This is a genomic window from Brasilonema sp. UFV-L1 (assembly GCF_012912105.1).
Classification (GTDB): domain Bacteria; phylum Cyanobacteriota; class Cyanobacteriia; order Cyanobacteriales; family Nostocaceae; genus Brasilonema.
On the sequence record NZ_QMEA01000027.1, the window covers coordinates 1 to 25,774 of the forward strand.

Annotated in this window: 20 protein-coding genes; 9 read left to right on the forward strand and 11 right to left on the reverse strand. The window is 40.1% G+C overall.

Translation table 11 applies throughout. The features are described from left to right. Nucleotides 1-208: 208 nt before the first annotated feature. The gene (locus DP117_RS10920) at nt 209-1,531 is read right to left on the reverse strand and encodes a D-alanyl-D-alanine carboxypeptidase (protein ID WP_169218330.1); all 1,323 of its coding nucleotides are present in this window, start codon (nt 1,529-1,531) and stop codon (nt 209-211) included. Nucleotides 1,532-2,492: 961 nt separating this feature from the next. Between DP117_RS10920 and plsX the strand changes: the two genes are divergently transcribed. From plsX to DP117_RS10950, 6 genes are all read left to right on the forward strand, one after another. Beyond that, on the forward strand, nt 2,493-3,518 hold the full coding sequence (plsX, locus tag DP117_RS10925; RefSeq protein WP_169218331.1) for a phosphate acyltransferase PlsX: 1,026 nt from the start codon (nt 2,493-2,495) through the stop codon (nt 3,516-3,518). Next, entirely contained in the window at nt 3,511-3,759 is a 249-nt protein-coding gene (locus DP117_RS10930; RefSeq protein WP_169218332.1) for a hypothetical protein, read from the forward strand. The genes plsX and DP117_RS10930 overlap by 8 nt, the downstream gene beginning before the upstream one ends. Then, nucleotides 3,747-4,739 (forward strand): beta-ketoacyl-ACP synthase 3, encoded by a 993-nt coding sequence (locus tag DP117_RS10935; RefSeq protein ID WP_169218333.1) that lies wholly within the window; start codon nt 3,747-3,749, stop codon nt 4,737-4,739. The genes DP117_RS10930 and DP117_RS10935 overlap by 13 nt, the downstream gene beginning before the upstream one ends. A 205-nt stretch (nt 4,740-4,944) precedes the next feature. After that, nucleotides 4,945-5,832, forward strand: a complete 888-nt coding sequence (gene fabD / locus DP117_RS10940) for an ACP S-malonyltransferase (RefSeq protein WP_169218334.1) — start codon at nt 4,945-4,947, stop codon at nt 5,830-5,832. A gap of 104 nt (nt 5,833-5,936) precedes the next feature. Further along, nucleotides 5,937-6,572, forward strand: a complete 636-nt coding sequence (locus DP117_RS10945) for a lysophospholipid acyltransferase family protein (protein ID WP_169218335.1) — start codon at nt 5,937-5,939, stop codon at nt 6,570-6,572. Nucleotides 6,573-6,860: 288 nt separating this feature from the next. Then, entirely contained in the window at nt 6,861-7,898 is a 1,038-nt protein-coding gene (locus DP117_RS10950; RefSeq protein ID WP_169218336.1) for an AI-2E family transporter, read from the forward strand. 274 nt (nt 7,899-8,172) lie between these two features. Here DP117_RS10950 and DP117_RS10955 read toward each other — a convergent pair whose 3' ends face one another. The 3 genes from DP117_RS10955 to DP117_RS10965 all read right to left on the reverse strand — a co-directional run bounded on the left by DP117_RS10955 (nt 8,173) and on the right by DP117_RS10965 (nt 11,439). Next, the gene (locus DP117_RS10955; protein ID WP_169218337.1) at nt 8,173-8,688 is read right to left on the reverse strand and encodes a DUF2267 domain-containing protein; all 516 of its coding nucleotides are present in this window, start codon (nt 8,686-8,688) and stop codon (nt 8,173-8,175) included. Nucleotides 8,689-8,920: 232 nt separating this feature from the next. Continuing rightward, nucleotides 8,921-10,363, reverse strand: coding sequence for a HAMP domain-containing sensor histidine kinase (locus DP117_RS10960; RefSeq protein WP_169218338.1), 1,443 nt, complete (start codon nt 10,361-10,363; stop codon nt 8,921-8,923). After that, nucleotides 10,315-11,439: an alpha/beta hydrolase gene (locus DP117_RS10965; protein WP_339381166.1), complete on the reverse strand. Its 1,125-nt coding sequence runs from the start codon at nt 11,437-11,439 to the stop codon at nt 10,315-10,317. The genes DP117_RS10960 and DP117_RS10965 overlap by 49 nt, the downstream gene beginning before the upstream one ends. 291 nt (nt 11,440-11,730) lie before the next feature. Here DP117_RS10965 and ppk1 point away from each other — a divergent pair, with 291 nt between their 5' ends. Continuing rightward, nucleotides 11,731-13,929, forward strand: a complete 2,199-nt coding sequence (gene ppk1 / locus DP117_RS10970; protein WP_169218339.1) for a polyphosphate kinase 1 — start codon at nt 11,731-11,733, stop codon at nt 13,927-13,929. A 544-nt stretch (nt 13,930-14,473) separates the two neighbouring features. Beyond that, on the forward strand, nt 14,474-14,881 hold the full coding sequence (locus DP117_RS10975) for a response regulator transcription factor (RefSeq protein ID WP_169218340.1): 408 nt from the start codon (nt 14,474-14,476) through the stop codon (nt 14,879-14,881). Nucleotides 14,882-15,053: 172 nt separating this feature from the next. Here the strand turns inward: DP117_RS10975 and DP117_RS10980 are convergent, their stop codons facing one another. Next, the gene (locus tag DP117_RS10980; protein WP_169218341.1) at nt 15,054-15,233 is read right to left on the reverse strand and encodes a hypothetical protein; all 180 of its coding nucleotides are present in this window, start codon (nt 15,231-15,233) and stop codon (nt 15,054-15,056) included. 683 nt (nt 15,234-15,916) lie between these two features. On the opposite strand from DP117_RS10980, the gene DP117_RS10990 reads away from it, so the two are divergent. Then, entirely contained in the window at nt 15,917-16,495 is a 579-nt protein-coding gene (locus DP117_RS10990) for a DUF2854 domain-containing protein (protein ID WP_169218343.1), read from the forward strand. Between the two features lie 213 nt (nt 16,496-16,708). On the opposite strand, the gene DP117_RS10995 is transcribed toward DP117_RS10990, so the two are convergent. From DP117_RS10995 to DP117_RS11020, 6 genes are all read right to left on the reverse strand, one after another. Further along, nucleotides 16,709-16,969 (reverse strand): chlororespiratory reduction protein 7, encoded by a 261-nt coding sequence (locus DP117_RS10995; RefSeq protein ID WP_169218344.1) that lies wholly within the window; start codon nt 16,967-16,969, stop codon nt 16,709-16,711. 25 nt (nt 16,970-16,994) lie between these two features. After that, the gene (locus DP117_RS11000; RefSeq protein WP_169218345.1) at nt 16,995-19,835 is read right to left on the reverse strand and encodes a tetratricopeptide repeat protein; all 2,841 of its coding nucleotides are present in this window, start codon (nt 19,833-19,835) and stop codon (nt 16,995-16,997) included. Nucleotides 19,836-20,006: 171 nt separating this feature from the next. Then, nucleotides 20,007-20,297, reverse strand: coding sequence for a hypothetical protein (locus tag DP117_RS11005; protein ID WP_169218346.1), 291 nt, complete (start codon nt 20,295-20,297; stop codon nt 20,007-20,009). 123 nt (nt 20,298-20,420) lie between these two features. Further along, the gene (locus tag DP117_RS11010; protein WP_211176041.1) at nt 20,421-21,362 is read right to left on the reverse strand and encodes a tetratricopeptide repeat protein; all 942 of its coding nucleotides are present in this window, start codon (nt 21,360-21,362) and stop codon (nt 20,421-20,423) included. Next, entirely contained in the window at nt 21,362-23,080 is a 1,719-nt protein-coding gene (locus DP117_RS11015) for a serine/threonine-protein kinase (protein WP_169218348.1), read from the reverse strand. Before DP117_RS11015 ends, DP117_RS11010 begins: the two co-directional genes overlap by 1 nt. Before the next feature lie 178 nt (nt 23,081-23,258). After that, nucleotides 23,259-25,004: an ATP-binding protein gene (locus tag DP117_RS11020; RefSeq protein ID WP_169218349.1), complete on the reverse strand. Its 1,746-nt coding sequence runs from the start codon at nt 25,002-25,004 to the stop codon at nt 23,259-23,261. Nucleotides 25,005-25,774: the final 770 nt, after the last annotated feature.

Sequence of the window (25,774 nt, forward strand, 5' to 3'; positions counted from 1 at the left end):
AGGAAAGCTCCGCCTCCGGTCAGGAGTCGCAATTCTTTATTTATTTCTTCTGAATCAAGAATTGCACCAATTGCTGAATTCTTCTTCAAACTGGTAACTGGTAACTGGTAACTGGTAACTGATAATTGATTGGTTAATAAGCAAATACTTACCAGCACGCTCATTTCTTCTTTTTGAATGCGTGAATTTTGAATGCGTGAATTTTTTACTAGCCTCCGTATAACATCTCATTACGATTAGCTGCGCCTAATTGAGGTATTGTGCTAGTAGTGATGTGGGGAATAAGAGACGCAGGGACACCTGTTGCAACTTGTAATTGCTGCACCAAACGTTGCAACAATTGGTCTTGTCCAGCGCGTAAAGCTCCAATGTTTGTACCACGGTTAATGATGGCATACCAGACCAAACCGCGATCGCGTGTAGGTACGACTCCTGCTAAAGCACTGACATCTCGCAGAGTCCCAGTTTTCATGATTGTAGCAGTAGGTAAGTGTCTGGAGTGCATCGTTCCACGATTGTCTATCCCTGAGACGGGAAACAAGTCCGCTAATGTCAACTGATAGGTAAGTGCTTCTTGTTGAATCGCCATAAACATAGCACAAACTGCTCTGGGAGAAATGCGATTTTCCTGCCCTAACCCTGAACCGTTGATTAACTGAATTTCTGAGTGTGGTACTCTTGCAAGTCTAGCAGCGGTTGATTGCACAACTTGCGCTCCTCCCACAGCATCTGCTAGCATCTGAGCCATTTCATTGTTACTGAAGACGTTCATTTCCCTGATAATTTGTTTTAAGGGTAACGAGTAGTGACGCAGTAGCAAGGTCTGTTGGGGATTTGCTTGTGCTTGGACTTTGACTCCCCCAGCAATGACAATTTGAGGCTTAGGAGTTCCTTTCGGCATCAGCGAGTGTTGGAAAGTGACTCCACGGGACCAAGTTGCAGAATTCAAGGCTTGCTTGAGTATTTGACCTGCTAGCAGTGGATGACGTTGGAAATTCATGGCAAAATTGCCAGTAATCACCAAATTTCCTGTAACTCGCTTAATGCCAATCTTATTGAGACTATTACCAATGGCAATCACTTCCTCCGAAACAAACAACGGATCACCACCACCTGTAATCACTAAATCACCCTGTAAGACTCCATTATGCAACGGTCCTGTAGCACTGACCAAAGTTTGAAATTGGTGATCTGGACCAAAATTCTTTAAAGCAACGAGTGAGGTAGCAACTTTGGTTAAGGAAGCAGCCGGTAGAGGAGTCGTGCCTTCGTGATTAGCCATAAGCATCGGTCCTGATTGTATCCAAATTCCCTGGCTCTGGATTTGATTGGGTGCCACTAATTTTAATGTTTGTAGTCCCTTAAGATATTCCAACACTGTACTTGCCCCAGCTGGATTTGGATCGGCGGCAAGAACTAGGCCGGGGCTACCTTGCCAAGCTAAGATATCCAAAGCATCTATAGGCTTGACATTAACTCCTGCCATTTCTAACCAAATAGAAATCAAACCTGAACCAAACAATTCCAGCATGCTTCACTGCCTCTGTAAAATGTGCTACGTTGTTTTGTGTATTATTATGCAAGTCTTCCCTGCTATTAAGCATTGAGTTATGATAACCGCCCTAGTTTGCCATGCGGAAGCAGCATTGAATTTAAACATGTAAAGATGCCATTTTCTGCGAATCCTTAACCGGATGCGTTAACAACGCCTGCTTAGAAGCGATTGTTGATACCATTTCACTTTAAGGTTGACAGAATTAAACAATTCTCTTGCCTTGAGCAAGAAAGCAGCAAAGAAAAGATTTATATCACCAATGAATGTGAAATGGTAAAACTTAATCAGGGGAGTGCTGTTTGCTTTGTGCGAGCACTCTGTCCTATAGGAAGAGAGCTCATCCACCGGAGTTCCCACCCATTCTAGAAACTGGCGTTTTCCAACGCCCTAAGGATATCACGGATGATGACTGGCTCCTCGGTAGGCAACAACTGTCGTACAAAGCTGGCGAGACCCGAAGGATTGGCAGATTTTTTAGTTTTTTCATGAAGCGGTAGATAAAGAAGTTTTTGTAGAAAGTATAACCTTCACTTCATAATATTTGGGCATGGAGGGTTGTCATCTTGTGCTATGGGTGAATCTAGTTCTTGCTGTCAGGCGACTCATTTTTGTCTATCCAACATTTTCTGAGGTTAGCGCTGAAATCAGGCTAATTTTTTGATTTTAAGCAAGCCTGTGTTTTTTATACTGCAAAAATGCCGTTTTTGTGAAAGCGATAAAATTTCATTCTCAACGCCGTAGTTTTGCTCGTCATTTTATGGAGGAAATTCATGTTATGTTGAGCTTGGCAGAATTCATAAGAAAACGTGAAGGAATTAGGATGAAGCTTGAAAATTTTATAATTTAGACTTCATCACTTTTGCCTTCATTCAGAATATCCACTACTTTCAGTAGAGGCATCTGGTAAAATTTGTAAGGTTTCTAAAAGCTCTGAGCAATGGGATCGACTTGCGCACGGATCGCAATTGATGCAATGGGAGGGGATCACGCACCCGGTGAAATCGTTGCTGGCTCACTGCGAGCACGAGAAGAATTGGGTGTAGAAGTCTTATTAGTGGGCGATCCCCAACAAATAGAAAGCAAACTGCCGCCAAAAACTCATCTGGGGCAGCTAGAGATCGTTCCTGCAGAAGGAACGATCACAATGGACGAGGAGCCTTTAAGCGCCATCAGACGCAAACCCAAGGCTTCAATCAACGTCGCAATGGATTTGGTCAAAACTCAGCAGGCTGATGCTGTGGTTTCTGCAGGTCACTCTGGGGCAGCAATGGCAGCAGCTTTGCTCCGCTTGGGACGACTCCGAGGAATTGACCGTCCAGCAATTGGTGCGGTGTTCCCGACGATGGTAGCAGGTAAACCAGTACTCATACTGGATGTCGGTGCCAACGTAGACTGCCGTCCTAAGTTTCTAGAGCAGTTTGCTGTTATGGGGTCTATTTATACACAGTATGTACTGGGTATTCCAGAACCCAAAGTAGGTTTGTTGAACATCGGTGAAGAAGACACTAAAGGCAACGACGCAGCCGTTCGTGCTAACCAACTGCTGCGTGAAAACCCCCAGATTTCATTTATCGGCAATGCTGAAGGACGTGATGTCCTTTCCGGTCACTTTGATGTGATTGTGTGCGATGGGTTTGTGGGAAACGTGTTATTAAAATTTGCCGAAGCGATTGGGGAAGTCATGCTGCAGATTCTGCGGGAAGAATTACCCCAAGGATTGCACGGTCAAATTGGGACAGCAATTTTAAAACCAAACCTCAAGCGAATAAAGCAGCGCATGGATCATGCAGAACATGGGGGTGCCTTGCTTTTAGGCGTTGATGGAATTTGCATTATTAGTCATGGTAGCTCCCAAGCACCTTCGATTTTTAATGCAATTCGCATGGCAAAAGAAGCTGTAGATAACCGCGTTTTGCACAGAATTCAGTCTCAATATCAAAGCATTCAGCGCGAGAGTGGTTAGCAATAATCATTGGTCATTAGTCATTAGGAGCCATTGCGTTGGTGAGGCAGTTCTTGATTGGGGTTCTCTCAATGAAGAACTGCCAAGAGCAAATGCCCGACTGTCGGTGCAAGGGGTACCTCCTTTGAGCACACTAGTTCGGAACCCAGCTATGCCCGTAGGGCAGGCTTCTACCAACAGAACGGATCTGACAAAGGACAAAAAGCTGATAGCTTTGGAGATGCCAGAGTGCAAAATTTAGGAATCGCAATCACAGGAAGTGGGTCACAAGCACCAGAAATCTTCCTGGACAACCAGGCACTAACAGAACTGGTTGAGACATCAGACGAATGGATTACCACAAGAACAGGAATTCGTCAACGGCGATTGGCAAAAGCAAGTGAAAGTATCACTGAGCTTGCGACTGCTGCAAGTCAGCAGGCGATCGCGATGGCTGGAATTTATCCACACGAGTTGGATTTAATTCTCTTAGCGACCTCTACTCCTGATGATTTATTTGGCAGTGCTTGTCAAATTCAAGCCCAATTGGGAGCAACCAACGCGGTAGCCTTTGACTTAACGGCAGCGTGTTCTGGGTTTGTGTTTGGACTAGTTACCGCCGCTCAATACATCAGGACTGGCGTCTATCAAAACGTACTGCTTGTTGGAGCGGATGTCCTCTCTCGTTGGGTAGATTGGCAGGATCGACGTACTTGTGTTTTGTTCGGTGATGGTGCAGGAGCTGTGGTCATACAGGCAAACCAAAAGGATTGCTTGTTAGGATTTGAACTCAGGAGCGACGGAACTCAGAACAACTGCCTGAACCTTGCGTATGCATCTGAAGCCATAGAACTCACTCAAGGCGTCAATGTTGGCAAAGGTAACTTCCAACCCATCACCATGAACGGCAAAGAAGTATACCGTTTTGCCGTGCAAAAAGTACCAGAAGTTATTGACAAAGCTTTGTTTCGCGCCAACCTTAATGTTGACCAAATAGATTGGCTTTTATTGCACCAGGCAAATCAGCGCATTCTCGACGCTGTTGCTGTGCGCCTGAATATTCCAGAACACAAAGTTATTAGTAATCTCGCCAATTACGGCAACACTTCTGCCGCTTCCATTCCTCTTGCTTTAGATGAAGCAGTGCGGCAGGGTAAAATCAAAACGGGCGATATTATTGCTGCTTCTGGCTTTGGTGCTGGACTGACCTGGGGTGCAATCATCTTCCAGTGGGGAAGATAGTTAAAAGTCAAGCCAGAGAAACTCTTGATTAATGACCAATTAACGGTAGCTGACGCCAAATACTCGTCCTGGGGAGACCCTAAGACGAGCCAAGTAGAGCAGTCCTTGTCTCCCATCAAGCTGCATGTGGCGTCCGCATTGGCTCTTGTAGCCTATGAAACCCGCTTTCGAGCACTGCCTCATAATGACCAATGACTAATGACCAATGACTAAAACTGCATGGGTGTTTCCTGGACAAGGTTCACAGTCTCAGGGAATGGGAATAGACTTACTAGATGTGCCATCTACGCAAAAAAAATTTGCTCAAGCCGAAGACATATTAGGCTGGTCTGTGATTGAAATCTGTCAGAACAATGCCGAAAAGCTATCGCACACTCTGTATACGCAGCCTTGTTTATACGTTGTAGAAAGCATTCTTGCTGATATTTTACGAGAAAAAGAAAAACCGAATTTAGTTGCAGGTCACAGCTTAGGAGAATATGTTGCCCTGTATGTGGCTGGCGTACTCGAATGGTCTGTTGGGTTGCGCTTGGTAAAGCGTCGTGCCGAACTCATGGAAAGTAGCGTAGGTGGTACGATGGTAGCTTTAATGAACTTTGATCGCGAACTGTTAGAAAAAGTCATTGCTGAAACTCCAGACGCGGTGGTAGCAAACGACAATAGTCCGGCTCAAGTGGTTATATCAGGCACGCCCACAGCAGTAGAAGCCGTAATATCACGAGTGAAGGCAAAGCGTGCTAAACCTCTGAATGTGTCTGGAGCATTTCACTCACCTCTAATGGCAGCGGCTGCTACTGAATTCCAAGATATTTTAGAATCTGTCGAATTTCACCAAGCTTTTGTGCCAGTTTTATCAAACGTAGAACCAGTTTCCACTGTTGATGCGGCTGTTTTAAAAAAACGTTTAATCCAACAAATGACTGGAGGAGTGCGATGGCGAGAAATTTCACTAGCATTACCAGAAAATGGTATTGAGCGAGTCGTAGAAGTTGGTCCTGGTAATGTGCTAACTGGTTTAATTAAACGTACTTGCTGTGATTTAATCTTAGAAAATATCAGCGGTGTGGCTGATTTAAAGGTACTGGCAAACTAAGGGATATAGGAAAAGACAGGGAAGATAAATTCATCTGTTTATCTTCCTTTGTTACTCCTTGACTCCCTCCTTCCTTCACTCCTCATCTCCCCTTCCACTTCACCATGTCTCAAAGCCGTGAACCGTCTGTAAGTTTGTTACTTTACCACGCTTTTAAGTGGTCAGTGGTCAGTCCCATGTTTCACGTTTACTTTAAAGGACGGATTTATGGTGCTGAAAATGTCCCTCAAACTGGACCATTAGTGGTTGTTAGTAATCATGCGAGTAACTATGATCCACCCATTGTTTCTAATTGCGTACGTCGTCCAGTTGCCTATATGGCAAAGGAAGAACTGTTTAAAATTCCAGTTTTGAACAAAGCAATTCAGTTATACGGTGCTTATCCTGTGAGTCGAGGAAGTGCCGATCGCACTGCTATCCGTGCTGCGATGAAGTATCTTGATGATGGCTGGGCTGTGGGTATTTTTTTGCAAGGAACACGTACTCCGGATGGACGCATTACAGATCCTAAAAGAGGTGCAGCGCTGATTGCTGCTAAAGCAAAAGTTCCACTTTTGCCCATATGTTTGTGGGGAACTCAGGCGATTGAACAACAAGGTTCGATTCCTCGTCCAGTTCCAGTGACAGTGCGAATCGGCAAATTGATTGATGCTCCCAATTCTGATGAGAAAGAGGAATTGGAGGCGTTAACGCAAGAGTGTACAGCAGCAATTAACATGCTCCACGATTTGGGACGATAATTTGGAAGAGCCTGAAAATATCCTTAAGGATATGCTAAGGATATGCTTGAAGGAAGTGGCGAGAGCCAGTAGATTTGTGTCAATTTAAAACCATCAATTTTAAATTTTAGATTTTGAATCATTCATGGATGTTGATAATTGTCACTCATTATCTGAAAACCAGTAGATTTTTTGTATCTCTATACTTGGTAAAGAGACCACAAAACCTAATATAAAATCTGAAATTTAACTTGATAGTTCTACACTGCTGGATTTAATTGACCTTAATTAGGCTTTTCTGAAAAATATATGAGTGGTTTTGATGGCAACAATTTTTGGTATCGCCTGAACAATGTGACGTTAGTTCGTTTTTTGCTCTTAGTTGCTTCTGGATGCGCAATTGTACTGCTTATAGAGTATTTTCAATCAGTTATTGTTGTTTTTACATTTGCTGCAATTTTAGCTTTTTTGTTGAGTTATCCTGTACAATGGCTGCGACCTTTTCTACCACATGGTGTAGCTGTTATTGTTGTTTTTTTATTAAGCATAATACTTCTTGGTGGTTTGACAATTACTGTAGGCTTAGCAGTTTTATCTCAAGGACAACAATTAATTGACAGCTTCACCGCATTCTTAAACTCTTTAATACCATTAATAGAGCAAATTGAGAATTTATTTCGTAAACGTAATTTACCAATAGATTTAAGCGTCATTGAAGAACAATTACGTAATCAAGCTATATCTATACTTGTTAATAGTTTAAATATATTCCAAAGCATGATTACTAATTTTGTGACTTTTATCTTGATTGCAGTCGTCGCTTTTTTTCTGTTATTAGATGGCGAAAAGCTTTGGTATTTATTGATCAAAACAGTACCACAGAAACGACGAGATAGATTTACAAATATAATCAAGCGCAACTTCTTAGGCTTTTTTCGAGGTCAGTTGATATTAACTTTATTTTTAACATCTTCAACTTTTCTTGTTTTCTTGATATTAAAAGTACCTTTTGGATTGATATTATCATTTATTGTCGGAATACTAGACATCATTCCTGGTATTGGAGCTACATTAGGAATTAGTGTCATTACTCTAATTGTGTTATCACAAAGTGTTTGGATGGCGTTTAAAGTCTTGGTAGCTTGCATCATACTTCAACAAATACAAGATAACTTAATTACGCCTCGAATTATGCAAGGTGCTCTCAATCTTAATCCGGTTGTTGTTTTCTTTGCTTTACTTGTTGGAGCTAAAGTTGCAGGTCTATTGGGACTTTTTATTTCTATTCCGATTACCGGGGTTCTAGTTTCTTTATTTGAGATTGATGAAATGAAATCAGAAGTTTAGTTATTACTCTTTAGCGCTTTCGTAAGAAAACAGAACCGTATTATATTAGACTTTTTGCAAAAATGCTTGAATTGTCAAGAATCAATGAACAATGAACAATGAGCAATTATCAAATCGATAATTGATAACTGGTAACTGATAATTGACTGGTTAGAGATTCTTCCCTCCGGTCAGAATGACATATTAGAAAACAACTTGGTATTAAGTCATAAATAAGGAGCCAAGAATTGGAATTTTACTCCTAATTCTTAACTCCTAATAACTTTTGAATTTGTTATGCTTCTTCCCAGAGTTGGCGAACCTTATCAGGTAACCAACTTGCAATTTCCTGAATTCTTTCTTGAGATAATTCGTCTTTCGTTGCAGAGAATACAGCCTTAACAGCCTGTTCTCGGTCTACATTGGGTGGTAATCCACCTTCATTTGCGACTCGGAATAAAAAGCGGTCGGAATCAATTTTAAAAATACCAGGACCTTGCCAAGGTGGGCGAACACGACTCAAGAAACCCACAATTGGATTTGTATCTTTCCAAAGCTCTACAATATCATTTTGCAGCGCTTTGTCATCACTGATTTCAGCTGGCTTACCTTCTAGTTCTTCAGCAACTCGATCTGCAGCTTCCGTGGTCATCAGGTCACGCATTACACGGAAAACGATTTCAGTAAAGTCCCTCGCGTCATAGATATCCTCTAGGTTACCTTTAGCCTTTACCTTCTCTAAAAAAGGGATATCTTTTGAAGCGATAGGAGATGATTGGTTTTCATCTACAGATTTTGGAGTATTTGTCATTCATCCTCCTCAAAACATGAGTTTTTATATAATGATTGATGCTAAAAGCGAATTTTTCCAAAAGAAATCTAGCAATTTGTAAAACTACTTAGAAATGTCTCAGAAGTAGTCATGTCAAATTGCTAGATTTTTTTGCTCACTTCATCAAGCATTGCCATTAACTTATTAGCTAAAGATACTTCTATGCATCTGTCACAGGAAGCACCCTTAAATCTATCACAAGAAATATTTGTTAAGAATCCAAAGTAACGGGTAAAATAACAGTGACAATAGTGCCCGTGCCTTGACGACTTTCTATTTGAATTTGACCTTGGTGGTTTTTAACTATAGCTTGAGCGATCGCCAGCCCCAATCCTGATCCAGTTGAGCCAGTTGTACTTCGTGTTACGATACTTTCGGTTGTGTGAGTACGTGCTGGATCAACTCGGTAAAAACGGTCAAACAAATGGGGTAGCGCCTCGGTAGGGATACCAATTCCAGTATCCTTTACCTTAAAGAGTAACTGTGGAGAGTTGTAACGCAGTCCAGAAACACCATTTGTCACCTCAATACGTGCTAATTCCACATTCACGCGTCCTTGAGGGGGAGTATATTGTAAGGCATTGCTGATCAAATTTGTAAACAGTCGTATCAGCTGATCCCAGTTGCCAACAACTGTAAACCAATTATCCAGTAATTCAGGATCAGTTTCGCAAACAGGAGGGTCAATCAAATCTAGAGAGAGGGTAATCTTTTTTTCTGTCGCTAACAGTTGTTGTTCTTCAACGACTTCTATTAACAAAGCATCAACAGGACAAGGAGAAAAAATCTCTTTGATTAAACCACTATCTTGTCTTGCTAAAAAGAGTAAGTCGTTAACTAACTTACCTAAACGTTGGGTGAGGCGTTCCACCACTTTTAATTGTTGCCGATAGTGGGATGGAATAAAACCTTCTGACTCAGCTAATTCCAAATCAGTTAGTGCAACTTGCACATTAGTTTGAATCAAGGTAATTGGACTTCTTAATTCGTGAGAAGCATCAGCGGTAAACTGTTTGAGACGTTGATAGGATTCGTGTACTGGTTCCATCGCTTTACCTGAAAGAAACCAGCCACTTGCTGCAACAGAAAATACCATTAATCCTGTCCCCAGTGCTAAATCAAAAATCAACTGACGACTGGGTTTTGTAACTTCAAACCACGGATGACTAACACGCAAATATCCTAATACTTGCCTACCAACTTGCACCCGTTGTGTCACTTGTCTCAGAACGAGTGGAGAAGTGGAGAAAGATTCCAAATTTTGAATTGATTTGTCCTCTTTCCTGACAACTTTTACAGTCTCACCTGTTGTGTTAAAGTGTAGTGGAAGATTTAAAGGTTGTGAGAAAGTAGACCAAAGTAATTCTTCAGTAGGGCTAAACCATTCTAAGTCAATGTGGTCATCTTCTGCGGTGTCAGTATTGTCACGAAAACTAGCTTCTACATTTATACGAGATTGACTCAAGTCTGAGTTTACTGCCTCAATAACGAGCGATCGCTCGACAACTTCCACCACATGATTCAAGGTATCATCAATCCGTTCAATCAGTGTACTACGCACATATAAATACACTCCAGTTGCAAACAACAGTAGTAGCACAGCTGTCACAGCAGTGTACCATATGGCAAGACGGCGACGAGTCGCTTGAAACATAGATATTTCCGAGTTGATAACTTTTTTTTCAATCGCGATTTTTTCAATCGCGATAAAACACTCCAGGTACTTATTAGCATCACTCCCAATGTTAAGGGTGCTTCAGGAATTGGCTTTATTTGTTTGGTGACACTGACATTTGTATCTTTCACATCACCTGTAAAATAGACATAATCAAAAGCACTTTTGTCACCAAGAATGCTGGCACGTAAAAACAATCCACTCCAACGGGCGATAGTTTCAGTTGCTACATCTTGAGCTATGGTAGGTGTGTTCTTCTCAAATCCAGACTTTGAAGGGTCATTAATATTCGTAATCCCGTAGTGGTTGGCACCATCAATGGTGACAAATAATTTGGGCGAATCTTGAATTTGCTCGTAAGTTAACTTTGCTGTCTCAATAGTATTTATGCTATCAAGCGTCCCGTGTAACAAGGCAACAGGAATTCCTGAATTATTGATAGGGACAAACTCTTGAGTTGATAGATTTCGTAGAAAAGAACCGAAAAACACTCCTGCTTTCAGTTCTGGTGGTCGGTTGAAAGAGTCTTCACAAAAAAAGGGAAGACAAGCGTTTGCAATCGCAGCTAATCCGGCATAGCCTCCTGCAGAATGACCAAGCAAGCCTAATTTTTGTGTATCAACAATACCACTCACAGGCGAAGTCGGACTTTCCGAATCTGCCTTCATCTGTGACAAAACAGCATTAATTTGTGAGGGTTCAGGTAAAAGTCCTATCATACCAGTTTGTGGCATAGTTCTTAGGTGATTGGGTACAACTACCACAAATCCGTAGCGGGCTACTAAATTAGCGTAATTGGAGTAATTTGATTTATCAATATTTGAACCTTGCAACAAAAGTGCCACAGGAAATGAATAATTACTAGTCTTTAAATTTGATGGATTGGGGTAGTAGATATCGGCTAAATCGTTATTAGCTGTGATAGTTGTCGTGTAGCTGGCAACATCTTGAAACAATGGAGCATCACTGAAAGTTACAGCAGTAGCTTTCCTTATACTCAATACCATTAAAGCCGCGCTGAAAAAAACTACTGACAGGATTTTACATGTAACCACAACAATGACTCCTTTTGATGAATTTTCTTAAAAAAAGCGATCGCTCTCTAGAATTGAGGTTAGTGTCGCAAAGTTTGAAATCTACCCAGTAAGCATCTCTACTTGGTCGAACACTCCTCCATCTAGCTGTTTTGATTCGGGTGTCCGCATCGTTCAACCCAACTTTCCCAATCCTTTCGCAAATTTCCCTTTCTCTTTGCCTTGAGATAGAAGTGATGGCTTTTTTTCCTCTACTATGTTTAGTATGCTATCCGAGTTGTGTTAAGCTACACCTTCCTTTTTGTGGTCATCATGCCAAAATCAAAGAAGACCGCTCATCAAATCAATCTCAACGACCCTCAATACTATTTCAACCGAGAGTTAAGCTGGCTAGAGTTTAACAAAAGGGTCTTACATGAAGCCTGCGACTCACGAACGCCCCTTCTAGAACGCCTGAAGTTTTTAGCAATATGGAGTTCTAACCTGGATGAGTTCTTTATGGTGCGCGTTGCAGCACTCAAGCAACAAGTAGAAGCAAAAGTCAGCTTGCTCGCTTCTGATGGTCGCACACCACAACAGCAACTAGACGAAATTAGCTCTACGCTGCGTCCATTAGTTGCCAAAGAACATGAACAATTTGAGAAAGTTCTGCGACCTGAACTTGCAAATCACGGTATACATATCTTAGATTACATAGATTTAAGTCCAAAGCAGAGAAGTTATTTAGACAAATACTACGAAGAGCAAGTTTTCCCTGTTGTGACTCCTCTTGCTGTTGATCCCAGCCATCCTTTTCCTTATATTTCCAATCTCAGCTTGAATTTGGCTGTTGTCGTCAAAAACCCGGAAACAGAAGAGGAATTGTTTGCCAGAGTCAAAGTTCCAACAGTTTTGCCACGATTTTTGGCTTTACCGCCAGATTTGGGAATTCAAGCTCACGATCAACCAGCAGTCTGGACTGGTGTTCCTTTGGAACAGGCGATCGCCCATAACTTGGAGTCCCTCTTTCCAGGAATGAATATACAAGAATACCATACTTTCCGTATAACCCGTGATGGTGACCTGGCATTAAAAGAAGATGAAGCCGATGACTTGCTGTTGGCGATTGAACAGGAACTGCGAAAACGGCGCGTTGGCGGGAGTCCTTTACGGTTAGAAATACATTCTCAAACTCCTGAATCCATCAGAAAACGACTGTTAGAGGATTTAGAATTAGAAGAAAATGATGTCTACGAAGTAGACGGCATCATGGGACTCAAGGATATGATGTACTTCATGTCTTTGCCCGTTCCAGAACTCAAAGACCAACCTTGGCAATCTGTTGTACATCCTCGCTTACAAAGAATTAAAGACGCAAGCATAAACCCAGAGATACGCGAGATAGAAGAAGGAAAAGATTTTTTTACAATCATTCGCGAAAAGGATTTATTTGTACACCATCCGTATCAATCCTTTTCGAGTTCTGTGGTAAACTTCATAACCTATGCAGCTTATGATCCGAATGTACTAGCAATTAAGATGACTCTTTATCGGACTTCTTTTGACTCACCGATAGTGAATGCTTTAATTGCTGCTGCTGAAAATGGCAAGCAAGTCTCTGTACTGGTGGAACTGAAAGCGCGGTTTGATGAAGAGAATAATATCTATTGGGCGAAGCGGTTGGAAAGCGTTGGAGTTCACGTAGTTTATGGTTTGGTTGGTCTAAAAACTCACTGTAAACTGATTATGATTGTGCGGCGCGAACAAGAACGCATTTCTCGCTATGTACATATTGGGACTGGTAATTATAACCATAAAACGGCACGCTTGTACACAGATTTGGGATTATTTACTTGCCATGAAGACTTGGGAGCTGATGTCACAGATGTTTTCAATTTCTTAACAGGATACTCGCGGCAAAAGTCATACCGAAAACTTTTGGTTGCACCCGTGACGATGCGCGATCGCTTCATTTCTATGATTCAGCGAGAAATGGAGAATGTTCATAATGGCATGAGTGGGCGGATTGTTGCCAAAATGAATTCATTGGTAGACCCAGAAATTATCTGCCATTTATACGAAGCTTCCCGCGTTGGCGTGCAGATTGATTTGATTGTGCGTGGAATTTGCTGTTTGCGTCCTGGACTCAAAGATATCAGTGAAAATATTCGCGTTATCAGTATCGTTGGTCGCTTTTTAGAACACTCCCGCATTTTCTATTTTTATAACAATGGGCAGGAGGAAATCTACATCGGTAGTGCTGACTGGATGCGACGTAATTTAGATCGTCGGGTTGAAGTTATTACCCCAATCTTAGATACAGATATTGCTAAAGATTTGCAAGAAATCTTAGGAATTATGCTGGCAGATAATCGTCAAGCTTGGGAGTTACAGCCAGATGGTAGGTACATTCAAAGACGTCCTGGTGAAGAAATCCCAGAAGCTAGTTCACAAAAAATTCTTATGTCAATGGCTTTAAACTCGCATGCGCTGATCGCGCCAGGTGCGACTTCCTCTGGAAGCATCGTCTAGCTTGTTATGTTGCTGAGAGTATTGCTGAGAGGTTTATTTCACAAACAGTTCTTAGCCCCTCAGCAATACTAACGATAAGGTTACTTCTTGAACTCTGGTGGCTTTGAGTGATTCAAGCAGTCCAACTTGCAGCCTGATAGGCAATTCGCTGCCTACGGCAGCAAATGAGCGAATGCGTGAATTTAAGTGTAGCGAGTAAGGCGGATATTTCTTTATATTTATTTCATACTTTTATGTCACAACTTAAACAGAACTGCTGTAAATCTTGATAGTGAACTCACTTCATAAAAGTTTATGCAAAAATTTAATCTTTTTTAAATATTCAACTAATTACTATAGAAACACATAAGTTATTCGGCGTTGCTGATTGACAATATGAATAGAGCAGACGTACCAGGCACAAAGAGCTAGTCTCATTTGTTGATTTTTTCATTTCATACTTGAATTGGGCAACATTAGTTATTCAACCATTGGATAGAGTAAGTGTAAGCAGCTATTCTCATAAACTGTAAAGGTTATCATAAGTTGTTTTTCTTTAACGTGGATGTTAATGTTATCCTGTGAGCCTTCTACATTGCGTGTTTTAGTAGTTGATGATCACGAACTGACTCGTTTAACCCTAAAATTAGCCTTTTCTAGGCAAGAGAATATTCAAGTTGTTGGTTTAGCCAGCAATGGTCAAGAAGCTGTAGAGATGGTTAAACGTTATAAACCTGACGTGATCGTGCTAGATTTACATATGCCAGTCATGGATGGTTGGCGTGCCTCTGGTCATATCAAAGCCATTGCTCCAAATACTCAAATCATTGCTTACTCCTCAGTAGAAGACACTAAGTGTCAGGAAACGAGGGAATTGGGTAGCTTGGACGCTTTTTGCAAGAAAGACACACCAACAACCGAGCTTATTGCTTTGGTTAAAAAGTTAGGACAAACTGGAGCCAACAGCTGGTGACAACAAGGTAAATGATACAGCGAAATAGCTTGATCAATCTAAAACTAAGTATCTTGGAACAGGAGAATATGGAGTTATCGAAAAGCATCGTCGGTCAAGTTGTAAGTTACCTTGTAAGTTACAGTTTCACCGACGCTGCTTTTTATCAAAAGTATCGTTTCTGACGACTCACCTAAATTTCTGCTTCTGGAAAAGTGCGTTTAAACTCATCAACCAGTTCATCCATTTCTTCTAAAGCTTGATTCACGTCAATTCTCAAAGTTCCCAAGTTTGGTTGTTCCAATAGACTCAGTAAATACTCTCGTTGACTCTGAACTTTAACGACTCGTTCTTTTATAATCTGTACTTCCATTTTTCTGTTCCTCTTTTCTACTTCAATCTACGATAATATATTTTGAGAAGAATACAGAATTCTGAATTCAGTAGTCAGAATACAATTAAGTAAAATTTTGTACAAATTAAATTTTTAACTCTCCCTGCTTTTTAAAGCAAGGAGAGTTTAAGCTCTTCCCTAAGTTGTTCGTGATCACCGATGTTGAACTCTCCACGCTTTGAAAAATGTGGATTCAGAACTGTTGTTGCGAAGTGCGGCTCAAGCCACAACGGGAGCAACGTTGTCCTGCCCCAAAGGGGCTTTGACTGGTTCAAACAGTCCTACCCGCCTCGACCAATTTTTGGCTGTGCGGCTACTTTTGTTTTTGCTTGAAACATTTAACTCTACGTTTTGTTTTTGGAGTTTTTCATCCTGTAGTGTTAAACTAATCCCAGATTAACACATCTATGGGATGATGCAACGATACAACCTAAGATTATCGGATAAAGAGTATGAAGACTTGAAGAAAATTTCAGTGTCAACCGAGAGGTCAATTAATGACCTAATTCGAGAAGCAATTAGAGAGTATATCGAAAGAGAAACAAAGGGCTAAAGCCCTACGCGTCGGGTTTCATCCCCTCGATAAATCGTAGGGGTTCTCACCCTCCCGTACTATTTTGATAGAAAAACTAAGGTACTTAGAATTCATAACGAACTAAAATATGTTACGCCAAATTTCCTTGGGAACCCTCGGTATAAGCATCGGCAGTGTTTTGACTATCATTGGTTTTGCTGCCTACGCTGGTAATAATGCTACACTCAATCTTGTAGGGTTTTTTTATGGAATTCCTCTTTTGTTAGGAGGATTAGCACTCAAAGCTAATGAGCTTAAGCCTGTGCCCTTCAGTCAACCTACGACGCCACAAGTGTTGACACTTAGAAAAGAGCAAGCAACTTCTACTCAAAATCAAATACGCGAAGACATTACTCGATATCGCTACGGTCAAGACGTGCATTTATACGAAGCGCTCTCGTTTCTTGGTCTTGGTTCTACAGATGATGATATACCAGTTGTTACAGGATTACAAGAAACAGAAATTGATGGAGCTTATGCTTTAATTTTGGAATTTGATTCGCCATCTGTACCAATTGATATTTGGCAACAAAAGCAGGAAAAAATGACCAGTTTTTTTGGTCCTGGAGTAGAGGTAAAAGTGACACAGCCAGAATCAGAAAGAATTGAACTAACCCTCGCTTCGCTCCAATTCAAAATTCAAAATTCAAAATTCAAAAATAATTAAGAAATTTAAAACTTTGAAATTTTAAATTCTTTGAATTTTGGATTTCAGTTGAAAGTGATTATTCATAAGTCCTTAGTTTTTTGTTAATGACTAAGGACTCATATCATCTTTGCCGAATGACAAATCAATTCAAAACTCTCCGCGTCCGGTGTGTCCCCGTGTCATTTCTTATTACAAGTGTTCATCCGGACATGATAATATCATATCTCATCTTTACTTTTCTAGACGAACCGCATACCATTGCAAATATTTTCCAGTACCAACATCTAAATCGCAACTCGTATCAATTAAATATTTTGCTTGTGCTTCTATAGAATCAAACGAGTGCAAATCACGTGGCAAATCCTCAAATTTCAGTTGTTGTAAAATTCCCTTGAGCTTCTCTAATAATTCTGAAGCAGAAAGAAATTGTTCAGGTTGGTTGGTTTCTAAAACAACAAAATAATCTTCTTGATACATTAATGAGTCTGGCATAAAAAAAATTGATTGATGTAAGCATTTACAAACCATTACCAATTAAAATGAAAGGTGCCCAATAATAAGGATGACTCAAACGATTAGCGATTTGTGTTGGTAGGTTATCGCGTGTAGATTTGAGAATTCCTTTGTCTTGGTCTTGAGTTATCTTTGAATAATCGCCTGTAATTGTTGCGATTTGCGCTTGACGTAAAGCTTCAGCCTTGCTCATTTTGCCTTGACTTAAGAAGGCGTAAAAGGCATTCATTAAAGCTTCTGTTCCACCATCGCTGACAGCCCATAAAGAGGCGATCGCCGCTCTTGCTCCTGTACGCTCTATTTGGTAACCAAAACCTAAAATTTCTTCTCCTTGACCTATTTGATCACCGACTGCTGTTTCACAAGCACTCAACACAACCAAATCTACATTTGGCAAAGATAACTGTTGAATCTCTGGTAGCTTAATTAAACCACCATCGCCCATTAAAATAAAAGAGTATTCTGGCTTACCGTTGACAAATTTGGCATGAGTTGCCATGTGAATAATTGTGTAGATATTTAAAGAAGAAATGATAGTTTGACGGTTAAATTCATCATCTAAAAGTGTTTTAGTTCCTGGCATCATGGTTGCGAGATTTTTGACCTCTGCTCCTGCATATTCCAGTGCTTTAAATGCTAATGAAGTAGACTCAATTTGTACAACACGACGCTGTGTGGTTGCTCCAGCTAAAACTTTTATTTGAGCTAAAGGTTGAGTATCAAGATCTGTTAAACTGACAGCAGTAATATTGTTAGTGCGGAAGCGCTGTGCTAACCATTGTTTGCCGTCATATAAAGCAGCTAAGGGTATGTAACGTAATGGTCCATCAGGAGCATAGATAATTGTTTTAGCATCTGCATTTGACAGGTCTTGTTCTATAGGTTTAATTAACAATTCATATAGTTTTTCTGCTGGGACTGTAGCATTAGATTCAGGATCTTCTAAGGCACGACGAAAATCTAGGATAACTCGATTGACTTCTTCTTTTTTAATTGAAACTGTACGATGAATTGGTGGTGCATTTGAAGTTGCTAAGACTAATTCTAGACGGTTTTCTAAAATCAACGGATACAACAGAACAGCATTTTGGTTAAGACGCTGCAAGTTATCCCGCAAGCTATTTAAAAAACTTAATGGTATCATCTGTTGTAAAGCTTTTGGGCTAAGTTGTTTTAACCAAGCATTCACTTCTGGGCTATCAATGAATTGGTTAAATTCGGTGAGAAGATTTGCCTCCAGTGCAACGATTTTTTCTTTTTGTTCAGGTTTCCTGTTAGTGGGTGGAATTTTTTGCAGATCGCCGAGTTGTCTACTAATTTCAATTTGTTTGTCGGCTATCACTTTTAATCCTTGATTAATTGACTGTTCTGGAGATGGTGACTCAACTCCTTTGGAAGTTTTTTCATTTCCTCGAACATCGCGCAGGTAATCATCTAGTTCTTGAATCTTGAGTAAATCTAAAACTTGCTGTGCTTCTAGTACTCTGTCTTGTTGTAGTAGTAAATCAGCTAAACGGCGATAAGTATCGGCAACAGTTGCAGTGTAAGATTGTTGTTGTTCTCGTGGAAGCGATCGCAATTCGTTGCGTATAGCTTCAGTTACATTCACAGATTGCTTGTAGAAAATAATTGCTAATTGTGGCTTATTTTGCCGCGCCAGTAAATCTCCAATATTTCCAAGTGTAATTCGTTCAGCACCTCGCTCACCAACTTCTCGACTCACAGCTAATGCTTGCTGATATGATGTTAACGCTTGAGAATATTTGCCCATACTTTTGTAAGCGCTTCCCATACTATCAAGGGTACGTCCAACGACAGCGCGTTCTCCGATTTTTTGGAGAATTGTCAACGCTTGCTCAAGAGATTCTATTGCTTGCGAATACTGTCCCAATTGTTGATAGACAAACCCTATATTATTGAAAGTGCTACCAATCTTGGTTTGATTATCTATCTTTTTAAAAACTGCTAAAGCTTGTTGATAATAATTGAGAGCTTCAGAGTACTTCTTCATCTGGTTATAGGCAAAGCCAATGTTATTGTAACTCGTAGCTTTACCTTCTTCGTTACCAATTTTTTCCCAAATAGCTAAAGCTTGCTGATAATATTTTAGTGCTTGAGAATATTGACCAATCTCGCTGTAAACAAGCCCAATACTCTCAAGATTGTTTGCTTCTTCTAGAGAGGATTTCGCTTTTCGGACACTGGTTAAAGCTTGTTGAAACAAATTAAGCGCTTTGGCATATTGTCCTGTTTCGTAATAGATTCCACCAATACTATTTAGAGCAGAACCAATACCTAGTTTATCTTCTATTTCTTGCATTAAGCTAAGACTTTGCTGATAGTATTTCAGTGCTTGAGAAGATTGTCCCATAGACTGATAAACGGATCCAATATTATCAAGGATGATTCCAATTGCTTTCTTTTCTTCCTGATTGGGAACTTTGCCAACATTAACTTCCCGACTAAACGCCAACGCTTGCTGATAAAATTTCAGTGCTTGCGAATATTGACCTAGCTCTTTAGAAGCTGCTCCTAAGCTATTCAGTGTATCAAGAATTCCTTGTTGCTCGCCTATTTCTTGATAAATAACTAGCGCTTTTTGGAAGATTTCTAAGGCTTTTTGAAACTGACTACTATCATATTGTTTAACTCCTTGTTCATATAGTCGTTCTGCTTCTTTCTTTAAAGTTTCAGATTTTTGTGCTTGTAAGAGTGTCCTAAAAGAATGACTTACAGTGTTATAACGACTGCTGACTAATGATGGTTTTCCCTGATCAACTGAGGCGTTTAAAAAACACAAAATCAGTGCGATGACACCAAAGCGAATAAAAGAAGACAAGTGCATGAAAAAACTTTTTGCTTAAAAATAAAGAGTTGCTTATTGAGAAAATAAGCAACTAAAACACTTTGTTATGAAAAATTGTTTATTGACAAATATTGAGATGCACCTATTGTAAACTTTATCGAAATGGCATTCAAGCATTGAGATACATTACATAGTTTATTAACTTTTGCTTCACTTACGACGGTTTATCCTTGAGCGCTTAGGTAATATACCACTAGCAGCACTTAAGTTTATTCTAGAATTACCAGACTTATCAGTGCCAGTAACAGTCAGAACTTTGCTCTGGGAGATCAGATACGAGATGAGAGTCGCAACAGTCTCTTCACCCATCTCCTGATAGATATCTAGTGCTTGCTGGTAAGATTTTAAAGCTTCTCCTAACTGTTGATTAGCTTTTGCTAATAGCTCTTCAGCTTCTCCCTTACGGATATCTGGATTGTGGCATAATTTTTGGTCATTCATTTGGTAGAACTCCTATTGTTGGGTGATTTCTGGAACACATTTCATTTTCGGTTAGAGACATATATGTATACCAACAGAAATCACACCATTCCGGATACGAGTATTTATATTTTGATTGAAAATTTACACAGTAGCTTTGTCTGTTTTCAATTCTTTTATCTGCTTATCTAGTTCTTCTACTCTTTTCGTATAACCTAGGGTTTTGTAATTATCTCGTGCTTGAGTCAGCCATTTTACAGCTTCTTTTTCGTCATCTACCGCTAGATACAAACCTCCCAAAGTTTCGGCAATCTGCGCTTGTTGTACAATATCTTTACGAGTTTTTGCCAATTTCTGTGCATCTAAATAATGAATCTCAGCTCGTGCATTGACTCCTGTTTGCCAGTAAAGATAACCAAGCTTTCGATAGATAGAAACTTCTTTCATACCACTAGTTATTAAAGCTTCTAGTGTCTCAATCGCCTCTGATTTTAAGTCAGCACCAATATAAAAAAAAGCACATTGCAAAGCTTTGACTTTGTCAGAAACTTTTTGATTATTAAGTTGGGTTATAGCTGCTTTTACAACTTGGGTTTCTTCCTGGGGTAAAAGACTAAAACCCCGTGCATTTGGTTTTTCTTCTGTTGATAATTTACCGTTGTCAGCTTTGACAATCAGCGAATACTCCACACCTGGTTCTAGTCTTGGTTCTCCTGGATACACAACTTGATTGGTATTTACTTTTGTTTGCCAAACAACCGAATTACCTTTTTGTAAACTGACATCATAGCTTTTAACACCCAAAACTTGATTCCAGTGTAGCTTTGGCTTGTCAGTTAGTAGCAACGTTCGGCGAGGACTGATAATGTAGGGAATATCAGGGTTGCTAGGACTGCGAGGATCACCAGTGTCGGCTCGTTTGCATTCTTGGGCTAAGGGAATTTGACTGACTTGAGTACTCTGTGCTGCTGAGAAAATTGGTGTGATTAATATGAAAAGCAATAAGCAAAAAGCAAATAAACAAACGGAAATTTTAGTTTTTTTACTCTTTACTATCCAGTTTTTTGGTAGCGCACTGAACTTCATTATTGAGTCCTTGAAGTTTGAGAAATTGAGGCTGATTGCAATATTTTGCTAATTTTTGTTGCTGCTTCATCAGACCACTGTTTTTCTTCTTTCGTCGCTGATTTTTTATATTTAACACAATTTTTTAAAGCTGATAACTCTCCTTGTTGATTATTTTGCTTTTCTAAAACTTTGGCTTGAAGGCAATATGCAGTAGCACGCTCGCTATTAATATTAATTGCCTTTTGAAGGTAGTTTTGAGCTTCTTGGTAATTTCCCTGTTCTAAATATGCCCAACCCAAGTTTTTGAACATTGCATATTTTGCTTTGTCATCTTCAGCACGTTGCAAGCCTTGTTGTAGGAGAGGTACTACGACACCATATTGTTTCTCCAAAATGTACAAGCGTGCCAAGTTGTTGTAAGCTCTATCGAACCCATTTAAGGCAGCCATTTGGTAGGCAGTGCGAGCTTGAGTTATCTTATTTTCGTCTTCATAAAGCAAGCCCAAATTATACTGGGGTTCTGGCATTTTTGGGTTAATAAGCATAGCCAAGTGATAATATATCTTGGCAGTATCAAAACTTTTCTCTTGGTATTTTGTAAATCCCAAATTATTAAGGTTAAATGCTATTTCTGGGGTAGTTTTCCATAAATTTATGCCTCCAGTACCTAAGACTAGTAAACCAGCCAACCAAAACTGAAAACGTTTTTTTTTGGAAAGCTTATCCTGTATTTTGTTTGGTCTATCAACGACTTTTTTGTCTGACTTAAAGACAAGAGAAAATGTGTTTTTTAAGAGGCTGTTTAAAGCTAAACTATTAACTCCAATCTCTGTATCTGGTGGTAAAGTATCTGTTCCATATTGAGAAAGTGGTTCAAGCTGTTGATTGCCTTTCAGGTAATTTAATATTGTTTGGCAATTTTGAGGTCTTTGTCCAGGAAAAGGAGCGATGAGGCGCTCAATTAAGTTTGCTAATTGTGGTGAAACACTTGGTGCTTGCTCACGCCAAATGAGTTCTCCTGTTTCTGAGTTTTTCGGAAAATCGAGAGGAGATTTCCCTGTCAGTAAATAGACAAAAGTTCGTCCCAAGGCGAAAAAATCCGACTGTGGAACAGCGTGTCCTTCAGCTTGTTCTGGAGGAGTAAACCCAGGAGAAACAAGTACAGTTCCAGTATGTTTACCCTGTTGTTTTTCTAAATAAGAGTTTGTGACTTCCCTAACAGCACCAAAGTCAATCAGCACCAGTTGTCCATCAGGTTTTAGCATGATGTTAGAGAGTTTAATATCTCGATGAAGATATTGATGCTGATGCAGTTCGTTAAGTATTTCTATGAGTTGAATTAACCATTCATGAGCTTGTTCTGTGGTTAGTGGTTGATTTCCTCTCTCTTGTAACCACTGTTGCAAATTTAAACCTGGTATTTTCTCCATCACTAAACAGTGTAATGGCTCACCATTGCCATCAGACCAAGTGAAATACCCATCTGACTCTACGCGCGGAATACCAGGATGCTTGAAACGAGTTAGTAATTCAGCTTCTCGTTGAAATAAGGCGATCGCCTTTTGTTTGATTGTTGGGTTATGGAAACGCTCTAGGCTCAAAACTTTTAAGACTTTGGGAGTGCCGCCATCATCCACTTCAAATACTTTACCAAAACCACCGCCACCAATTTGACAGATCACTCGGTAACGCCCTTGAAGTAACATTCCTGGACGAATCATAGCGACAACCATCATAGCTCAGTCTCTGCTCCATAAAACTTAATCATCAATCCCCATACCCCGTGAAGGAAATTCACGCATTCGCTCATTCAAAATTCAAAATAAAATAATTTTTGAGTTTTTGAGCGTCGCGAGGGTTAACTGAGCTTACAGCTCTTTAATTTAAAGAAGAAACTTTATTTTATTCTACAAATCAAAATCCGCTGATTCCAGAAGACGAATCTCGAGCAATCAGTGGAAGGCGAACGGTGAAAATTGATCCGACTCCGGGTTCACTCGTGACAAAAATCTCACCACCCATCATATGACAAAAGTGACGACTAATTGATAACCCTAATCCGGTTCCACCATATTTTTTGGTTGTCGAAGCATCTCCTTGGGAAAAGGGTTTAAACAGTTGCTGCTGTTGATGATAGGACATACCAATTCCTGTGTCTTCAACAGTAAAGGTAATCATTCCAGGAGTGTGGTTTCCTTGAATGTCTAATATTTCTCTGTTGACTATAAATCTCACCCTACCGTTTGTGGTAAACTTGGCAGCGTTGCTCAGTAGATTGTACAGTACTTGTCGTAGCTTAGTTTGGTCCGTGTACATAATACCAAGCTCCCCATCAAAATTCACTTCTAAAATGTTGCCATTTTTTTCCACCAAAGGCTTGACTGTGAACACAACGTTGTTGATGAGCGCGGCGAGTTCAAATGTCTCTGGGTAAAAAGTCATTTTCCCCGCTTCAATTTTTGATAAGTCGAGGATATCGTTGATTAATATCAATAAATGTCTACCTGCACCGTTGATAGATTCAAGGTCATCAATAAAATCTTTTGATATGCCAAAATCAATCGCATCATCGCGTAGTAGTTGGCTTAACCCAATAATAGCATTCAACGGTGTGCGTAACTCGTGACTAATATTTGCCAGAAACTGACCTTTTGCTTTGTTAGCAGTTTCTGCTAATTCTTTAGCTTGTTGCAATTCTTTCGTTCGCTCAGAAACCCGCTCAATCAAACGATTGAGAGATTTGGCGAGTGATCCAATTTCATCTTCTGTACTGACAGGAGCTCGCAAATTAAAATTAGACTTTTTGGCAACCTGTTCAGCGACTTGAGTGACAATAATAACTGGTTCGGCGATCGCCCGAGAAGTTCGCCATGCGACAATGGCGGCGATCGCCACTGACACTAGCATACTTGCTACGGCTATGAATTTTTCAACTCCTTTTGCGATCGCCAGATCTGTTGTGAATTTCTGCTCTCGCTGTTGAGCACTTTGCAAGTTGTTAGTTAAGCGTTTACGTATTTCATCTAGCCGTGTAGCTGTTTCACCACTCATCACTCCCAACAACTCATTTCTGACTACAAAAACCTTTTGTTGTTCTGGCTGCTCCTCAAACTGCTGTAAAATTGACTCAATTTGTTTAACATAAGATTCCAGGTTACTGGAGGAGTCATTCAATATAGTTCGCAGAGTATCTTCTGGGACTGCTAATTTTCCAGGCTTGCTATCTATAAATCCTGTAATTTTATCTTCAATCTTCTTAGCATTTTTCACACTGCTTAACAATTCGGCTTTTGTGCTAGAAAAGCGTTGCGGATTGTCTACCACAGCAATCAAGTTAGAGCCGTGCAATTGTGCATCTACTAAAGCATCCCTATAGCTACCCAGCACTTGTGCTTGAAACCGAGCATGTTCCAGTTGCTTAGTTTCTATTCCCAAATAAAAATTCGATATGACTAGCCCAGTAAATGAGCCTAAAAAACCAATCCCGATTGCCAGAAAGTACCCATAGCCAATTTTCTGATGAATACGCCAAGAGCTGGCATTGAATTTCCCTGGCGAGGGAAACTCTATAGTTGGGAGTTCATCAGTAGAGGGCTCTTGGGCTGACACTTGTGTTCTTTCCAAATTGCTGTCAACAGCGGTTGGCTTTTGAGCTTGCATCCCTCAAATCTCCTTGCCCTCCCGCAAAGGTTACCGTATTTTTTTCAAAGCTAAGATTTCGTTCAATTTGTCATTAACTCTTACTATATGATCATCATCTTCTTTTTTAACAGCAGCACAGGCTTTTTAATTAAAGAATGTACTTTCAAGTATGAAATCAAGGCTAAATTTTAAAGCATCTGCTATGAAGTTTTTATAAAGCGCCCTTATTATCGCTTACACTGAACTCTTCAAAAGTTGTCTACATCTTTCATTCCTTTTCAGGGCTGATACTCCTTTGTTCTTTTGCGTTTCTCTTCAGCTTCTGGCAATTCTTCTTGTCTTTATGGAAAACTATACTTCTTTTTAAAGACTACACATCATAGTAGACCGGGGAAAATAAATTGAGTCATGTAAAGATTTGTCAACACGCCTGTAATCTTTACCAATGAACGGCAGGTGACACCAGACGCTACACGAAAATAGAACAGGCTAGCTCCTATAGGAATACCCCTTGCGGGGGCACTACGCAAACGCCTCGCTAGGCGCTCCAGCAACTGTTAACCGGAGGCGGAGTATAGGCAGGGTAAATGCTCACAACGCAGAATAAAAAATAAATTTTCATCTGTTCTGGCGTACGCAGATAGTGACGGCTACTTAATATAGTTAGCATGATTTCTACTGTCTTTGAGCAGTTTCATATAAAGATTGAACAATGTTTCTTTGCTGTAAACAAAAATCATCATAATTAAGCAATTAGTAACATTTTGGGTTGAGAAGAATTCCGAACG

Bases quoted from the DNA above. Each gene is read 5' to 3' on its own strand.
- DP117_RS10920 (WP_169218330.1), bottom strand. From the start codon at position 1,531: ATGCTGGAATTGTTTGGTTCAGGTTTGATTTCTATTTGGTTAGAAATG.
- plsX (WP_169218331.1), top strand. From the start codon at position 2,493: ATGGGATCGACTTGCGCACGGATCGCAATTGATGCAATGGGAGGGGAT.
- fabD (WP_169218334.1), top strand. From the start codon at position 4,945: ATGACTAAAACTGCATGGGTGTTTCCTGGACAAGGTTCACAGTCTCAG.
- DP117_RS10945 (WP_169218335.1), top strand. From the start codon at position 5,937: ATGTCTCAAAGCCGTGAACCGTCTGTAAGTTTGTTACTTTACCACGCT.
- DP117_RS10950 (WP_169218336.1), top strand. From the start codon at position 6,861: ATGAGTGGTTTTGATGGCAACAATTTTTGGTATCGCCTGAACAATGTG.
- DP117_RS10955 (WP_169218337.1), bottom strand. From the start codon at position 8,688: ATGACAAATACTCCAAAATCTGTAGATGAAAACCAATCATCTCCTATC.
- DP117_RS10960 (WP_169218338.1), bottom strand. From the start codon at position 10,363: ATGTTTCAAGCGACTCGTCGCCGTCTTGCCATATGGTACACTGCTGTG.
- ppk1 (WP_169218339.1), top strand. From the start codon at position 11,731: ATGCCAAAATCAAAGAAGACCGCTCATCAAATCAATCTCAACGACCCT.
- DP117_RS10975 (WP_169218340.1), top strand. From the start codon at position 14,474: ATGTTAATGTTATCCTGTGAGCCTTCTACATTGCGTGTTTTAGTAGTT.
- DP117_RS10980 (WP_169218341.1), bottom strand. From the start codon at position 15,233: ATGGAAGTACAGATTATAAAAGAACGAGTCGTTAAAGTTCAGAGTCAA.
- DP117_RS10990 (WP_169218343.1), top strand. From the start codon at position 15,917: ATGTTACGCCAAATTTCCTTGGGAACCCTCGGTATAAGCATCGGCAGT.
- DP117_RS10995 (WP_169218344.1), bottom strand. From the start codon at position 16,969: ATGCCAGACTCATTAATGTATCAAGAAGATTATTTTGTTGTTTTAGAA.
- DP117_RS11000 (WP_169218345.1), bottom strand. From the start codon at position 19,835: ATGCACTTGTCTTCTTTTATTCGCTTTGGTGTCATCGCACTGATTTTG.
- DP117_RS11005 (WP_169218346.1), bottom strand. From the start codon at position 20,297: ATGAATGACCAAAAATTATGCCACAATCCAGATATCCGTAAGGGAGAA.
- DP117_RS11010 (WP_211176041.1), bottom strand. From the start codon at position 21,362: ATGAAGTTCAGTGCGCTACCAAAAAACTGGATAGTAAAGAGTAAAAAA.
- DP117_RS11015 (WP_169218348.1), bottom strand. From the start codon at position 23,080: ATGATGGTTGTCGCTATGATTCGTCCAGGAATGTTACTTCAAGGGCGT.
- DP117_RS11020 (WP_169218349.1), bottom strand. From the start codon at position 25,004: ATGCAAGCTCAAAAGCCAACCGCTGTTGACAGCAATTTGGAAAGAACA.